At 35.1% G+C, this 15846-nt stretch carries 14 protein-coding genes; 1 reads left to right on the forward strand and 13 read right to left on the reverse strand.

Features of this window, described 5'->3' with window-relative positions:
* Positions 1-46 precede the first annotated feature (46 nt).
* The 12 genes from HU147_RS12590 to HU147_RS12645 all read right to left on the reverse strand — a co-directional run bounded on the left by HU147_RS12590 (position 47) and on the right by HU147_RS12645 (position 13305).
* Complete coding sequence (locus HU147_RS12590; protein WP_224076582.1) at positions 47-1168, reverse strand: glycosyltransferase; 1122 nt, start codon at positions 1166-1168, stop codon at positions 47-49.
* A gap of 482 nt (positions 1169-1650) precedes the next feature.
* Positions 1651-2796 (reverse strand): EpsG family protein, encoded by a 1146-nt coding sequence (locus tag HU147_RS12595; RefSeq protein WP_224076583.1) that lies wholly within the window; start codon positions 2794-2796, stop codon positions 1651-1653.
* Positions 2797-2858: 62 nt separating this feature from the next.
* Complete coding sequence (locus HU147_RS12600) at positions 2859-3674, reverse strand: glycosyltransferase family 2 protein (protein ID WP_224076584.1); 816 nt, start codon at positions 3672-3674, stop codon at positions 2859-2861.
* Between the two features lie 57 nt (positions 3675-3731).
* Positions 3732-4859, reverse strand: a complete 1128-nt coding sequence (locus HU147_RS12605; RefSeq protein WP_224076585.1) for a glycosyltransferase family 4 protein — start codon at positions 4857-4859, stop codon at positions 3732-3734.
* Positions 4860-4894: 35 nt separating this feature from the next.
* Positions 4895-6448, reverse strand: coding sequence for a hypothetical protein (locus tag HU147_RS12610; protein WP_224076586.1), 1554 nt, complete (start codon positions 6446-6448; stop codon positions 4895-4897).
* Positions 6449-6473: 25 nt separating this feature from the next.
* The gene (locus tag HU147_RS12615) at positions 6474-7304 is read right to left on the reverse strand and encodes an aldolase/citrate lyase family protein (protein ID WP_224076587.1); all 831 of its coding nucleotides are present in this window, start codon (positions 7302-7304) and stop codon (positions 6474-6476) included.
* 40 nt (positions 7305-7344) lie between these two features.
* The gene (locus tag HU147_RS12620) at positions 7345-8268 is read right to left on the reverse strand and encodes an NAD(P)-dependent oxidoreductase (protein ID WP_224076588.1); all 924 of its coding nucleotides are present in this window, start codon (positions 8266-8268) and stop codon (positions 7345-7347) included.
* 11 nt (positions 8269-8279) lie between these two features.
* Positions 8280-8912 (reverse strand): sugar transferase, encoded by a 633-nt coding sequence (locus HU147_RS12625; protein WP_224076589.1) that lies wholly within the window; start codon positions 8910-8912, stop codon positions 8280-8282.
* A gap of 23 nt (positions 8913-8935) precedes the next feature.
* On the reverse strand, positions 8936-10774 hold the full coding sequence (locus tag HU147_RS12630; RefSeq protein ID WP_224076590.1) for a polysaccharide biosynthesis protein: 1839 nt from the start codon (positions 10772-10774) through the stop codon (positions 8936-8938).
* A 146-nt stretch (positions 10775-10920) separates the two neighbouring features.
* Entirely contained in the window at positions 10921-11688 is a 768-nt protein-coding gene (locus tag HU147_RS12635) for a tyrosine-protein phosphatase (protein WP_224076591.1), read from the reverse strand.
* 172 nt (positions 11689-11860) lie between these two features.
* Positions 11861-12586, reverse strand: a complete 726-nt coding sequence (locus tag HU147_RS12640; protein WP_224076592.1) for a CpsD/CapB family tyrosine-protein kinase — start codon at positions 12584-12586, stop codon at positions 11861-11863.
* 2 nt (positions 12587-12588) lie between these two features.
* Positions 12589-13305, reverse strand: coding sequence for a YveK family protein (locus HU147_RS12645; protein ID WP_224076593.1), 717 nt, complete (start codon positions 13303-13305; stop codon positions 12589-12591).
* 375 nt (positions 13306-13680) lie between these two features.
* Here HU147_RS12645 and HU147_RS12650 point away from each other — a divergent pair, with 375 nt between their 5' ends.
* Positions 13681-14562: a hypothetical protein gene (locus HU147_RS12650; protein ID WP_224076594.1), complete on the forward strand. Its 882-nt coding sequence runs from the start codon at positions 13681-13683 to the stop codon at positions 14560-14562.
* A 55-nt stretch (positions 14563-14617) separates the two neighbouring features.
* On the opposite strand, the gene HU147_RS12655 is transcribed toward HU147_RS12650, so the two are convergent.
* Positions 14618-15562 carry a trypsin-like peptidase domain-containing protein gene (locus HU147_RS12655; RefSeq protein ID WP_224076595.1) on the reverse strand — a complete coding sequence of 315 codons (945 nt, stop codon included), beginning with the start codon at positions 15560-15562 and terminating at the stop codon, positions 14618-14620.
* Between the last annotated feature and the right edge of the window lie 284 nt (positions 15563-15846).

Raw genomic sequence — 15846 nt, forward strand, 5'->3', positions numbered from 1 at the left:
AACATATAATCAAGTTAGTTTTTTTAATGCTTTAATAATTAAATCCTTATTTATTTGGTTCGTCTAATAATTCTTCTATTTCTTTCACTGTTTTTTTCAATTTAAAGTAATCGCTTCTTTCCGAGGCCTTTTGTTTATAATAGTTTTGCATTTTCTTATCAGTTAAGAATTCTCTTAAACCATTATAAAGATCTTGTTCAGTATTTTTGGTGATAATTCCGTATTCATTTTCTTCTCCGAGTATTTCTTTCATTCCAGAACATAAAGTTGTTATAACTGGTGTACCAACTATTAAAGATTCAGTTACAGCAGTGCTATATCCTTCTCTAAAAGAAGAGCATATAAATACATCACATTTAGCAATGTATTTATATGGATTCTCTTTAAAACCAACAATCGTCACATAATCTTCTAAATTATTCTTCTTTATTATTTGTCGATAAATTTTTTCTTCTTCTCCCTTACCGAGCAAGTATAAACGAAATTCAAATTTTTCTTCTACTAATTTACTAATAATTTTTAAAAGTCTTATATAGCCTTTTTGTTCAGTAAATCTTCCTACTGAAATTAAATTTATTTTTTTTGAATCAAAATCTAAATCACTAACAATTTCTAAAGACTTTTTTCGAATTAAACTGTCATCAACAGTATTATATTTAACTAAAAAGTTTTTATTGACACTTGGAAAAGTTTCTTCAAACGCTAGTTGTGCTGTTTCCGAAACAAAAATTGTTTTATCATATCTATCGTAAGTAAGAACTGCTTCTTCTTTACTTCTATATGTCGGAATAATCATTTTTTCATTGTTTACTTCAATATGAACCCAATTCAATAAAGTCGTTTTTGGAAATGGACATCCCGATACTAATCGAGTTGTAGGTCCTTCTAGATAAGAAATAACAATATCATATTCTTTTCTTATCATTAACTTATATAATTGTTTAGGTGATAAAAACTTAAATAAAATAGTGTTTCCTTTAAAACTCTTTTTAAAAAAAGATTCATGCTTAATATTTTTATTTAAATAATTTTTATTAACCCCTTCATCAAATATAGTAAATAATGTTATATCATATTTTTTAGGATTTAAATTATTTAACAACGTTACTAATACTTTTTCAGCTCCCCCACCATCTAGGTTTGGTATTGTAAATAAGATTTTTTTCACTGAATTCACCTCTTTTATTTTCATTCTAAGAAGAAGAGCAATTTTCTAAAAAAATAAATTTTAAAATTGAAAATATATAAAAAAGTGATAATATATAGAAAATTTAGCTCTGATTAATTTGATTAAAATATGATTACTACTAAGAATTTTTTCTTATAGACTTTATATAATATCGAAATCCTGCGAAAACCTTATAGCTTCTAATTACATGGAAATCGCACTTCTTCTATGGAAGTGTATTTAAAATTTCAGCCCTTCACGTATTTTAAAACTAAATTTTTTAAAACAAATTATTATATTACATTAAAATTAATGTTTTTTCATTAATAACACTACCCTTCTCCTGCCAGATCAACTAGATATCAAAAAGAGACGGCTCTATAGAGTTCCACAGTTATTGAGGAAAAGAGTTAATTTTTTAAAAATAATTTGCAGATTATTTTTCTACATAAAAATTTAATACACTATTTCTTTTATAAGCTTTAATAATTGTAATTGTAAAATTCACCAACCTGAAATATATGATTAAAAACTTCATAAAAGTTCTTATATTGATATAAATAAAATACTAAGTAAAATACAATGCATAACAATATCATTATATTTCTATACTTATTACTTATTACGTTATAGAGTATCCAAACTAACGATAATATATTAAAAGGCAAGAAAAAATAAGATAATCTAGCAAATAAATTTGCCCCACCAAAATATCCCGGGATGATAAATAATAAACCTAGTATGGAAGCGTTTATGCTAATATTAACTAAATTATTTCGATATTTATTTATCGTTTTTCTATAATACCAAGAAATTAAAGGAACAACTGAGAGTACAAGTATTCTCAGAATACTGCCTCCTTCAGTTTCTAAAAAAGATTCTTCTTGATATTTTTTTCCAGTAATTTCTGAAGTTACTCCAATAAGGGCAGCTACCAAATATTCGTAAAAGATAACCGCAAATGCTGTTAAAAATACTAAAAATAAAACTTTCTTAGACCATACTTTTTTCCTAAATAGAGGAAGTAATAAAAACAACAGTATGTATGGGTGAAACGTAGAAGCTAAAAAAATTATAAGAAAAAAAGTTTTTAATTTATTTGCTATTAAATATTTAATTGCTAGTATCCCAATCGACATAGCCAAGGTTTGTTTTATAGCAGCCATTCCAAATATATATAGCCCAGAAGTCAAGAATAAATAAACACTCAAGCTGAATTTATATGCATATGAATGATAAAAATAAATAAACGTTCCCACATAAATTAATGAACTTGCAAATATAAGTATTTGAGGATTTTCACCAAAAAGAATTTTTAAAATCATTTGGTATATTTCAAATCCAGGATAAGCACCTAAAGAATAATCTATTTCTATTAATGAAGATAGGTCGTCACTAACGCTATAATAGAATAAATACATATATAGAGATGTATCATTAAAAGAAGTACGTAATCCCGCAAATATAGTTAAAATACTTATTATTAATAAAATAATAAATAAAGAAATTATTTTTTCATCTTTTAACTTTATATTCTTACCTTTACTGGTGGTAATTAAGTCCTTGTTATAGTTGCTCTTATTAGTAAATAATGCAATGAATGAAACTATTGTTAAAAGTAAACTCAAATAAAGCATTTAATTAACCACTTTCTTTTTTTATTTATTACTTTATTAGTTTTACAAAGTTCTTATGCATGAGTTGCCTTCTTTTTATTACGATGTAAAAATTCATATAGTTTAGAAGGAACAAATGCTAGAATAAAAGGTCTTAATACAAAAATATAATTTTTATAAGGAATATTAAGCATTCTAAACCCGATCCACTTAACTCTTGTTTCATTAATTCTATTTTTAAAAGTTTTTCTGTTTGTTGCATCTCTATCGTCGCGCATTTTGTATAAATTTTCTTTAATATTGTATCCTTTATAGCCTTTACTATAAATTTTGAACCACAAATGATAATCTTCTACACGTAATAATTTTGAATCTATTGTATAACCTTCAACTTCATCAAATATTTCTTTTCTAACCATAGTAGTGGCATGACAAAAAGGAGTCCCTTTTATAAAATTTGAATTTTTAGGAGTTTGAGAAACATTTGTACAACCCCAGCCACCTTCTGAATCAAAAAAAGTCATGTCTGTGCCTACAAAAGCAAACTCTATATTAGTATCTAAAAAAGAAACTTCTTTCTCTAACCTAGTAGGCTCAGATATATCGTCTCCATCTTGTCTTGCAATATACTTTCCATCTGCTATTTCCAAACATTTGTTTAATGTAAAATTAAGACCCATATTTTTTTTATTTTTTATAACTACTATCTTTCCTGGATATTTTTCCATATAATCTCTAGCTATATTATAGGTTCTATCCATAGATCCATCATCACACATTATTAAATTCCAATCCTCAAAAGTTTGATGCAATATTGAATCAATACTTTCCGATAAGTATTTTTCGCAATTGTATATTCCCATGATGATTGATACTTTTGGTTTGCACATTTACTTCACTCCCTAAAATATATGGGATAAACCTGTTCCTTGTATCAAGTAATATAATCAAACTATTTCATAAATTTTTTTTAATTCCTTTTTAACATTAGAAACAGTATGGGTTTCGATATATCTTAAAGCTTCTCTACCAAGTCTTTTTCGAAGACTTTTATTTTTATACAATTCAATAATTTTATTTTTAAGAATATCTCTATCATTCACTTCAATTAAAAAACCGTTTATTCCATTATTAACTAACTCCCTATGCCCTCTATTTAAAGAAGTAATAACAGGTTTTTCACATAACATAGCTTCCATAATATTTAAAGGCAATCCTTCTCTATAGCTCATAGAAATAACTATATCAGAAATATTAACGTATTTTTCCAAATTATTTTTGTAGCCTAGAAATTCTACTATGTTTTCCATATCTAACGATTTAACTAAAAATCTTAATTCATTTTCTAATGGACCATTACCGGCGAGCAATAGTTTTAGATTAGGAATTTTCTTATTAACTTCAAACACGGCATTTATTAATGTTTTTTGATTTTTATTTTTGTTAAGTTCTCCTGTACAAAGAATAATAAATTGACTTTCTGAATAACCAAGTTTTCTTTTTAATTCCATATATTCTTCCTCAGAATAGGAATAATATTTTTCATTATCCACCCCTACTCCAGGTATATAAAAAATATTGGTTCTCATCTTTTTTCTAGCAAAATCATAATCTTCCTTTGTTATTGTTATTAATTTATCGGTATATCTAGACAACCATTTTTCAATTGGGTAATAAATTAACCAGTTAATGAATGGTGCACCTTTATAGAAATGAAATCCATGAGCAGTATAATAAACCTTAGATCCTTCTTTTTTTCTAGCATGCTTAGCAGCAACTCTAGTGATTACTCCTCCCATAGGAGTATTACAATGAATTACATCATAATTATTCTTTTCTATTATTTTTTTCAACATTTTATAGGTTACTATATTTGATTTGCTTAATGGAGAGCGATTAAATGGAAGATCAAAAATCTTATCTACATTTTCAAGGTTTAAACCATTTTTTTCATGCAAATTATTTCGAGCAGCTAAATGGACAATATAGCCCTCATCTTTAAGAATTTTTATTAGTGGTTTATGAAATTGAGCTATATGACTTTGTACCGTAGCTATTAATAATACTTTTTTCAATATTAAAAACTCCTATTTTGCTTTTCTAAATCAATTTAAGAATTGAGTTGAAAAAATATTCTCTCCAAGGCTATACGTTTTTTATTTTTCATAGCATTTTCATTACTAATATTTAAATTAAACAATTCACTATTCATAACTTCAGTTATATCTTTTTGAGGTATATCATTAATTCTATCTTTTAACTCAAAATTCATAAAAAGCTCAAGTAGCTTTCTATTGTTATATATGACCGTAGTTTCATGAGAAATATCAAAATCCTGCTTTACTAGAGCTGCCCATTGAGACATTCTATGCTCCCAGTAAAACATATCCGACTCATCAAAATTCCCTTTAAATTTTTCTCCGAATTTTGTAACGTTAATAAATTCTTTAAATGCATCATCAGAATATTTTAGAATATTTCTATTAAACATATTTCTTTTATATAGGTTACTCATATGTCTTGGTGAAAGTGGACTAGGCATTTTAGCTTTACCGAGTTTTTTATAATAGAAGGCTCTTCCTATTTCTGCAATATGAGATTTGATTTCTAACTCAATATTTTTACTTATTAAAAATGCTATCTTCCGCATTTCTTGATCTTTGTGAATCTTAATATAGCCCGAATTATGATTAATAATTGAACAAATTAGTTCATAATCCTTAATATCATTATTATTATTTGGTATTTCAATTATTTCATGCTTTAAATTTAAAGAATCGCATATATGTCGTGCTGCTATAGCGTCTTTTTCTTCAGCACTAGTTGAAAAAAAACTAAAATATTTAAATTTTTCATAATGTCCTTTCCCGGCAGCGAGTGTCATTTTACTATCTGTTCCACCTGTTAGAGAAATACTTGCGTCCCACTTTTCAGCGCATATTTGCATACTACTTTTCAATATTTCAGATATTTTTTGTAAAACTTCTCTTTTTTCTATTATTTTAATTTCATTTTCAGACGGGTAAAAACGAATAACTCTGAAGGGTAACAGCTTTAAATACGTATTTGCAGTAAGTGCCTTTATTTCTGTAAAGGGAGATTTAATTCCTGGTAAATGTCTGATACCGATTCTATAAAAGGAAGCTTTTATCAATTTATTAATTTGGGGATCCATTTCAAATCCACATAAATCAGCTATTAATTGTGAGTGTGAAGATAGAAAGACATCACCTAAATATTCACTGTAAAAAACAGGCATCATGCCTACGCTATCTTGAATTGCTATAACATCTTCATTCTCAATAATTATTATTGTAAAAACTCCGCTTACATTATTAATTTCATCAATAAAGGTTCTTATACTATTCTCATAAGCATTAGCGCATTTTTCTAATACTGTTTCTTCATCTTTAATATCATGCCACGGGTTATACGCATGACCAATTAATATAAATATCTTATTGTCTTTTCTAAAAATGAATTTTTTTTGATCTTTATGAACGTATAAATTAAAATTACCTACTATGCTTTGATTCCAAGATTTATAAAAAGGAAAACAATTATTAAACTCGATTTTTTTTGATGTGAATAAAAAACCTCTGCGAAATAGAAGATGGTTATACCCTTGCTGTTTTTCTAATAAGACTTGAATATTTTTTTCCATTCAAACATCTCCAAATTTTATATTATCAATAACTTTCTTGTAAAATTTTAGTTGTTATAATATTGACGAGTAACTGAACATCTTTTTGATTTTGCAATAATTGTTCTTCTGGCCATAGTTTAAGTTGTTTCTCCATATCCCTTATTCTTTTTATTTCATCTTCAATAATCATTCTTTGATTTAATTCAGCAAGATTTGAACTTCTTTCATGGAAAGTTCTCGATAATATAGCCATTTCAGAACCAATTCTAAAATGCTCTGCTAATATCATTTCGGCTGGCAAAATGCCTTGACCAATCTTTGCTATACCGCCAAATCCCACCCTAATATTTTGAGCCTTGATCTTTTGACAAGCGTATTCTACTGTTCCATCACTTAATAGTTCAAACATAAATGTTCGTTCCATACTTAAATGAAGGTCGTTCAAACCAATGTGTATTTCGTCAATACCCTCTACTTCTAAAATCTCATCCAAATTGAGTAGCGCCTCATAAGTTTCAAGTAACAAAGAAACTTTTACTCTTTTATTGACTAAGGTTATAAAAGCAGCAACTTCCCATGCCTCTTTAAACATAGGCAACATAAGTACATCTGCACCTCTTAGTATGGCTTCATTAATTTCTTCTTCTGTTCCTTCATATAAAGGATTAACTCTTACTAGAAGTTCTGCAACATCCAATACATTACGTATTCTTGATATATCTGATAGTTCATGATGTGAAATAACAGTATCTTTATGACCTTGTCTTTCGTATTTTCCATTTATTTCAAGATCTATAAAAATTCTATCCACTCCAGCATTTTGTATCGCTTTTGCTATTTCTGGTTCATTCGTGATATACATTAATTTCATCATCTTGAAACACATCCTTTTTAAAGATCCACACAAATTAAAATTAAGTTATTAAAGAACTTAAATTCTTAAAGATTACTTGAAATAACCTATCCTCAACATTATCTGAAACAAAAGAATTATGAGGAGAAATTATAACCTTTGGGTTTTTCCATAATTGATGATTCGCAGATAAGGGTTCCTCAGAAAAAACATCTAAAGCAGCTCCTCTGACTTTTCCCTTGTCTAGCGCCTCTATTAAATCAGCCTCATTCAATATTCTTCCTCTAGAAACGTTAATTATAATGGCATTATTTTTCATTGTATTGAATACTTTTGCATTAATTAGATTCATTGTTTTTTCTGTTAAAGGTACAGCAAGAACAAGTATATCGATTTCTCCAATGACTGAAAGCAAATCTTGAATACTATAACAAACATCAAAAGTATTTACTGAATTTCCCGTTGTATTAAAACCCACCGTTTTTGTACCAAATGCTTTCGCTCTTTTCGATACTTCTATTCCTACGTTTCCAGTACCTAAGACTCCAATAACTTTCCCATTAAGCTCCATAAGATTTCTATTTTTTCTCCATAAAGATTTGTATTGAGCTTCTTCGAAGAAACGAGTCTCTTTATAAATTTCAAGAATTTTTAACATCACCCATTCTGCCATGGGAATACTGTATACATCGCCAGCATTTTCCAATCGAATTCCTTTTTTTTTAATTTCTTCTACAGGAACTCTATCCGTACCGACACTTGTCAGTTGAATCATTTTCAATTGATTAAAGTTAGATAATTTATTATGCATAAAAAGGGAATTGCATATCACCACATCTGAATCAAACAAGTCCTTGCTTAAAGGTTCAAATTCATCAATCCACGTAGAAATTTCATAACCCAATTTTTTAAATTCTTCGATTTGGAAGTTAGTAAATTTTGATGGATTAGTTAATAGTAATTTAATAACAATCGCCTTCCTCACGTCTTCTAAATTTACTTAAGCGAGTTTTTAATATTGTTATTTTCAGCAGTTTTACCCGTATTATAATTATCACCCATAGCAATAACTTTAATAAAAGTCTTAACAAAAATATTTACATCCAAAAATAAACTCACTTTTTTTGTATACCATACATCAAATACAATTCTTTCTGGCCAAGGAAGTTCTTTTCGTCCTTTTACTTGAGCAAGACCAGTTACACCAGGACGCACTAAAAATCTTTTTTTCTGCTCTTCCGTATATTCTTCTAAAGGCCACGGATGATACTCCAAAGTCGGGCGAGGTCCAATAACACTCATTTCACCCTTTATGATGTTAAAAAGTTGGGGTAATTCATCTATACTCGTTTTTCGGATAAAAGCCCCAACTTTTGTAACTCTACTATCACCTTTAAAAGAATAAACTCCTGTACCTGTTTTTTCAGCATTTACTACCATTGAACGAAATTTATAAATTAGAAAAGTATCTCCATTTAGCCCTAATCTTTTTTGTTTGAAAAACACCGGTCCTTTAGATTCCAATCTGATTGAAAGAGCAACTAGAAGCATTAATGGAGAGATTACTACAAGTAATATAAGAGAAAATATAAAATCAGCTGCTCTCTTAACTATTAAATACGGTTTCATAAAAAACATCCTTTTATCTTCTTTTAAACGCTAATGCTGACAGGGGACTTTTGAGAAATATCCACATTCTTCCGATTAGCCAATCCCACTAAAGTTTGCTTAATCTCTTCATTGTTCATCTCAGGCAGCTTTTCCAGCACATATAGCAACTCTAAATCGCTGGCTGGGTTTGCTTTCCCGATATAAATCTTAGGAAATACTTGCTTGTTTTGAATTTCATCTTCATTTAATAGCTCTTCAAACAACTTTTCTCCAGGTCGAATGCCTGAATACTTAATCTCAATTTCATCCTCTGTATATCCAGACAAACGAATTAAGTTCTTTGCGAGATCTACAATTTTCACTGGCTCTCCCATATCGAGGACGAACACCTCTCCGCCTCTTGCAAGTGATCCAGCTTGGATTACCAAACGCGATGCTTCAGGGATTGTCATGAAATAGCGAGTCATTTCCGGATCCGTCACCGTAATTGGACCACCTACTGCAATTTGTTTCTTGAACAATGGAATGACTGATCCACGTGAACCCAGTACATTACCGAAACGGACCGCAACGAATTTCGTATCACTGCGCTTCGCCAGGTTTTGGACAATCATTTCGGCGAAGCGCTTGGATGCTCCCATGACGTTCGGTGGGTTAACGGCTTTATCAGTTGAAATCATGACAAAACTTTCTACTCCGGAAATATGCGCTGCATTGGCAACGTTTTTCGTGCCATAAATATTATTTTTGACTGCTTCTGTCGGATTGCTTTCCATGAGCGGCACATGTTTATGTGCTGCTGCATGATAAACGACGTCCGGGCGGTGCAAAGTCATAATTTCCATAATGCGTTCATAGTCTTGTACGTCTGCAATGATTGGAACCAGTTCCGTGTCAGGTGCAATCGTTTTGCGAAGTTCCATATCAATTGTATAAATGGAGTTTTCGCCGTGGCCGAGAAGCAATAGCTTTTTGGGACCAAATCGTGCAATTTGGCGTGAAATCTCAGAACCAATTGAACCGCCGGCACCTGTAACTAGTACGGTCTTACCAGTTAACTGGCCTTTAATTTTATTCATATCGAGCTGCACTTCATCGCGCCCAAGCAAATCTTCAATTTTAACGTCTTTGATATCTGTAACAGACAACTTGCCAGTCATTATGTCTTCAATGAGCGGGATTGTCTGTGTCCTGATCCCAGTATCAACAGCCATTGAAATCAGCTCAGCAGCTTCCTGCTTTCCGAGCGACGGAATGGCGACAATGATATGTTCGATTTGGTTGTCTTTCACATAATCATTGAGGATTTCTGTACCCCCAATAACCCGTATGCCGTATATTTCAAGGCCCTGCTTTTTGACGTCGTCATCGACAAAGGCGACCGGCAGTAAGCCGCGGTCTTTATTATTCAAAAGCTGTCTAGCGACAAGTGTTCCTGCCTGTCCAGCTCCGATAATCATTGTTCTTTTCTGATTCGGCATTTTCTTGCCGATCAGCATATCTCGGAACAAACGCCAAGAAAGGCGGGATCCTCCAATCAGCAGTAAGTGCAGCATCCAAGTTATGGCTAATGCTCTGAGAAGAACGTCTCCTCTCACTAGCAATTGCACCGCTCCCACAGCAATGATTGAAAATGTAACTGCTTTAAAGATAGATGTGAGTTCTCCAATTGATGCATATTCCCATACTTTCCGATACAATCCATAAGCGAGCGCGAATGCATGGTGAGCAACGAAAATCGTCAATGCGCTCGCCAGCAGAAACTTGTCCTCAAATGGATTAACCAACGGATGCAACAGGAAGTAGCCGACAAAAATTGAAAAGAACACGATAAATGAATCCACCAGGATTAGTAAAGATATCCGGTTTTTTAATGACAAAGCGAGTCAGCCCTTTCCTGCACATTACTTTTCTCCTTATTCCACATTATAATATTCATGGATTGGAAATTTCTGTTCTAATTCTAACATACTACTTTTTGGAAAGAATAGTCTTTTATTATCATTTTTATACTTTTTTTGTAACTTTACAAAAATAAGTTCCACAATTTTCCTTTATTAATTTTCAAAGGCTCCAATATAGTCATCGTTTTGTCCTGAATGATGCATTCATTGTTGAAAAGCAGAATCTCAATCATCTCGTACTGCTTCTTTTTCTCCAGTACAGCGAGCCCTTCTTTAAAAACGAACGGCCGTTTCGACATATTGTGGACATCGGAACCGTAAACGTGGATCAAGTTGGCATTAATGAGTGAAAAAGCCGTCTTTTGGATTGCTTTGCCGAAACAGCCGACGAGAGACCCTGACGTTACTTGGGCTAATGCACCGTGGCGCAGCAGTCCTTCCAGCCTTTCCGGCTTTTCGATGACTCCTTGGTTGCGCTCGGCGTGGGCGATGATTGGCACATAATCTTTAGCAATAAGCTGCTGGATGATTGGGACAGTGTAGGCCGGGACACCGGATGAAGGCAATTCCAACAACACGTAGCGAGAATCGGCGAGCGTCAGAGCTTGTCCTGTTGCTAACCGTTCCGGCAGTTTGTCGGATAAGCGGCACTCATTGCCGCTGTACAATTGGATCGGCAAGTTCTGTTCGTTTATATATTCTTTCGTAAGAGCCAGTTGTGCTTTGGTTTTTTCTATGTCGGTTGGAAAGCTGGGGTGATGGGCATGAGGGGTAGCGATGATGCCGGTCAGGCCTTCTTCCAGAGCTTTATCGAGAAGCCGTTTGGTTTCTTCCATCGTTTCGGCGCCGTCGTCGATACCGGCTAGGATATGCGAATGAGTGTCGATCATTGTTTTTCCTCCTTAACAGAAAAGCGTAAACACCTATCTATCCCCGACAAGCGCTGGAAGGTGTGCCAGTAATGGGACTTTTCCATTATTGGCGCACCTGAAGCGACCTCAAGGGACTGGGCGTTGGAGTCTAGACATACGTCAAAGAAAAAAGTAAAAAGGGAAAACCTTTTTACTTTTCGGAACCGTAGTATTGGTAGTAGTAGCTGTCTTTCGGTGGAACGAAGTTGTTCAAGACAGCACCAATTATGCGACTGTTTGACGTGACAATCGCTTCTTTTGCTTTTGCTGCCTGCTCTTTCTCTGTTTTTCCAGAGTTGACGACAAGGATCGTGCCTTCGCATTTGTTGGCAAGGATTTGGCCATCGGCGACTGATAGGACTGGAGGTGCATCAAAGATGACGAGGTCATACATGCCTTTCAACGAATCCAACATATTATTCATTTGCTGGGAAGCAAGCAGTTCTGCCGGATTGGGTGGAATCGGACCGCAAGTTAGTAGGTCAAGGCGCTCCACTTCTGTCGGACGGACTGCATCTTCGATTCGTGCCTGGCGAGTCAAGACGTTGGATAAGCCAGTGACATTGTTCATATGGAAGGTATGGTGCGTTGTCGGCTTGCGCATATCGCCGTCGATCAACAAGACTTTTTTGCCTTCCTGGGCGAAAACGACAGCGAGGTTCGCTGCTGCAGTAGACTTGCCTTCTTCCGGCGCGGCAGAAGTTACGACGATTGAGCGGATATCCGCATCAGGCGACGAGAAGTTGATATTCGTCCGTAGCGTCCGGAATTGTTCCACAACAAATGAGCGCGGATTGGTATGAGCAACCAGTTTTCTGGCGGTTTGCTGCAATTTTATTCTTTTATTTTTTTTGCGGTTCTTTAGTTTTTCAAACATGCTTAACCCGCCTTTCTGCCAGAATCGGTCTGAGATGCTGTGTCTTCTTTAATAGGAGAAATGACACCAAGCAATGGAATGCCAAGAACGTCTTCAATGTCCTGTTCGTTTTTCAGGCTTGTGTCCAAATACTCTAATAGGAATGCAATTCCGACTCCAAGCATCAAGCCGACGACAGCGGCGATTGCCATATTGAGCATCGGGTTCGGTGCGACCGGTGACGGATTTTCTTTTACGACTGCTGGAGAAAGAATGGATACGTTATCGACTTTCATCAGTTCCTGGATTTCTTCTTGGAAGACGGCTGCAGTGGTGTTGGCGATATCTACCGCGATTGCCGGGTCCGGATCTTGAACTGAGATGTTGACGACTTGCGATTGTTCTGCGTTCGTGACAGTAATCTTATTGGTAAGCGCTTCTACAGAGAGACCTAAGTCGAGCTGTTCTGACACTTGGTCAAGAATAGCGGGGCTTTTAATGATGACGCTGTATGTGTTGATAAGTTGAAGATCGGTTTGGATATTTTGATTGGTCAGTTGAGAAATGTCCGTTTTTTCCTGGTTCACGAGAATCTGGGTGTTGGTTTGGTAAATTGGTGTCAGGAAATTATAGCTAACAACGCCAGCAATGAGAATCGCGATGACGGTTAATCCGATGATCAGGACCAACCTTTTCTTAAGCGTAGCGAACAGTTCCTGCAATGAGATGGTTTCTTCCATTTGATGAGTGGCTCCTTTGTCAGTAAATTGCTTTTTATAGTATAGCATGAAGTAATTCGGTAGATGAGGTTTTTATTGGAAAAAGTTTTTGGGTAATTTTGCATATGGAATATCAAAATTGCCAATGTAACTGGAAGTACTTGTGCTGAAAGATATCCGGAGTAGTCTTATAGTTCGGATTTTAAAGTTTTTTTACAAAATATTACTAAAAAGATTCCTTTTCGCTCTATTTTATGGTATTGTGATTAAAGCAATAGCAATCCTTTTATCGCCTCTGTCTTTTGTAAATTTTTATTTAGCTTTAAAAAAAGTGTACTGCATGTAATAAAGATATGATAATGTAAAAAGTAGGATTTTATTCAGGAGGAATGTAATGTGAAAAAGTATTGGAAACAAATAACACTCGGCTTGACTGTTGTATTGTTGGCGGTCGCAGGTTACCTGGTTTACGCTTTTGAATTCAAGGAATACGAAACAGCGGATAAAGAAGTGGATAAAGTGACGGAAGAGAAAATCGAAGTCGACTTGCCGGACGATTCGAAGATTGTTGTCGATGAAGAAGGCAATGTGACAGAAGAGAAAGACGAAGACAAGGAAGAAGATAAAGAAGCGGATACGACTGAAGATGCAACTGCTTCGACGAATGCTTCCACAACAGCTTCCAACAGCACTAGCGGAACAGTTCAAACTGCTGCCGCTTCTACAAACAGCCAGACTGCAGGCGCTTCTACTGAAGGGAAATCTTCCAACGGAAACAGCGATTTGAATAATGGCAATGCTTCAAATGGCAACAAAGGTACTAACAACGGAAACAACGGCAATAACGGTTCGAACAATGGCAACGGTGGTTCAAACAATGGAAACAACAATGGTGGAAACAACGGCAATAATGGATCTAACAATGGTAAGGAACGTGTAACCGTTACTCAGATCAAAGCTCGTTATGAAACTTCGTTAACTCGTCTTGAAGATACTGCGAATGACAGAATCGATGGATTGGTCAATGTGGCGAAGAAAGAATACTTGGCAGATTCTTCACCAAACTACGCTTACTACTACAATAAATATACTGGTGCTGCTTCGAAGCTTGAAAGCCAAATGGATGCTGCTTTCTACGGCGTGATTGGCGTGATGAAGAGAGACTTGAAAGCCAATGGCCTTGCTGAGTCTCACGTAAAATCCGTGATCAACGAGTATGAAAACACGAAAAAACAACGCCGCAACGCGTTGATGAAAAAAGCCGCTGGGCTTAAATAAGAAATATGCAAAAGACGCTTCCTTTTGGGAGCGTCTTTTTTTGGGTTTATTTTGATTAGCCGAAGCCGTCGTATGTATCATAGACGTCTTCCACTTCCCTTTCGGTCATTGGTTCCGCTGCCCAGCCGTTTAGCAATTCCATCATCGAATACATTGGAATGGAGAAGCCGATGGCATTTCCTTCATTTAAAAGAAGCGCGTTGATGCCGATGACTTTTCCGGAATGGGCGTCAATGAGCGGGCCGCCGCTTGAGCCCGGAGCAATCTGGGCATCGATCTGGTACATGTCCTTGTACAGGAACTGATGTTCAAAGTCGCGGTCAGTGCCGGTCAAATAGCCAATGGCCGCAGTGTTTTCCAAGCCGGACGGGCTGCCGAGTGCGATGACTTCTGTTCCGACTTCGGTTGGATTCGTTTCCACTTCAAGCGGTGCGATGCCGGCAAAGGCATCAACTTGGATAAGTGCGATGTCGTAAGTTTCCGAGATGCCGATGACTTTGCCGGGTTTCTCGACTCCGTCGGTTGTGCGTACGGAAACTTCAATGGTGCCGATAATCAGATGGGCGCTCGTCACAACGGTGCCGGTGTCGGTAAATAGGAAGCCGGAACCGTAGGCGGTATCGGTTTTAATCGTGAATACTTTTTGCTGGGTTTCCTTGATGATGTTAGTTTTGGGTTTGGTGCCGTCTTCGTTTGAAGCTTCGGTGTCTTGTGGCGGTGTGGTGGTTTCTGTGACGGTTTGTTCTAGTGGCGGATTCGTTTGAGGCTGGGTGGCGACTGCTTTTTCTACCGGTACGTTCGGTTGTTCACTTATAGGCTCTTGGAAAATCCGGGCTGAGCCGAATCCTGTTCCGAGAAAGAGAATGGCGACGACAAAGAAGTTCAGACGCTGGCGTCTTTTGTGTTTTTTGATCCGGGTGGTTCGATCCAGTGGCTGGCCGCAGTTGAGGCAGTTTTTGGTCGTTACGCTATTCATGCATCCGCATTTGGAACAGAACATAGCGGCTACCCCCTAGTCGGATTTGTTAGTTTTTGTATACCCGAATGTGTGAAAGCTAGTCTTTTGGGTTTAGGGAATTTTTATAGAGAATGAAATTGGCTTCGCACGGCGAGTCAACTCGGCGGGTTTATATGAAATAAGGGGTTTTGATGGGCCAGCCGTTCGTACTGCTGGCTTTTTTGCGGATTTTGAAGGATGAATTGAATGAGTTTCTTCTATAATATAGTGGTTTTGGGGGATGTATAGAGTTGCGACGAATGAGGGGTGAATTACAAGCCATAAGA

The sequence above is a fragment of the Planococcus chinensis genome (assembly GCF_020071995.1).
Lineage (GTDB): Bacteria > Bacillota > Bacilli > Bacillales_A > Planococcaceae > Planococcus > Planococcus chinensis_A.

Bases quoted from the DNA above. Each gene is read 5' to 3' on its own strand.
- HU147_RS12615 (WP_224076587.1), bottom strand. From the start codon at position 7,304: ATGATGAAATTAATGTATATCACGAATGAACCAGAAATAGCAAAAGCG.
- HU147_RS12635 (WP_224076591.1), bottom strand. From the start codon at position 11,688: ATGATCGACACTCATTCGCATATCCTAGCCGGTATCGACGACGGCGCC.
- HU147_RS12645 (WP_224076593.1), bottom strand. From the start codon at position 13,305: ATGGAAGAAACCATCTCATTGCAGGAACTGTTCGCTACGCTTAAGAAA.
- HU147_RS12610 (WP_224076586.1), bottom strand. From the start codon at position 6,448: ATGGAAAAAAATATTCAAGTCTTATTAGAAAAACAGCAAGGGTATAAC.
- HU147_RS12600 (WP_224076584.1), bottom strand. From the start codon at position 3,674: ATGTGCAAACCAAAAGTATCAATCATCATGGGAATATACAATTGCGAA.
- HU147_RS12640 (WP_224076592.1), bottom strand. From the start codon at position 12,586: ATGTTTGAAAAACTAAAGAACCGCAAAAAAAATAAAAGAATAAAATTG.
- HU147_RS12625 (WP_224076589.1), bottom strand. From the start codon at position 8,912: ATGAAACCGTATTTAATAGTTAAGAGAGCAGCTGATTTTATATTTTCT.
- HU147_RS12655 (WP_224076595.1), bottom strand. From the start codon at position 15,562: ATGTTCTGTTCCAAATGCGGATGCATGAATAGCGTAACGACCAAAAAC.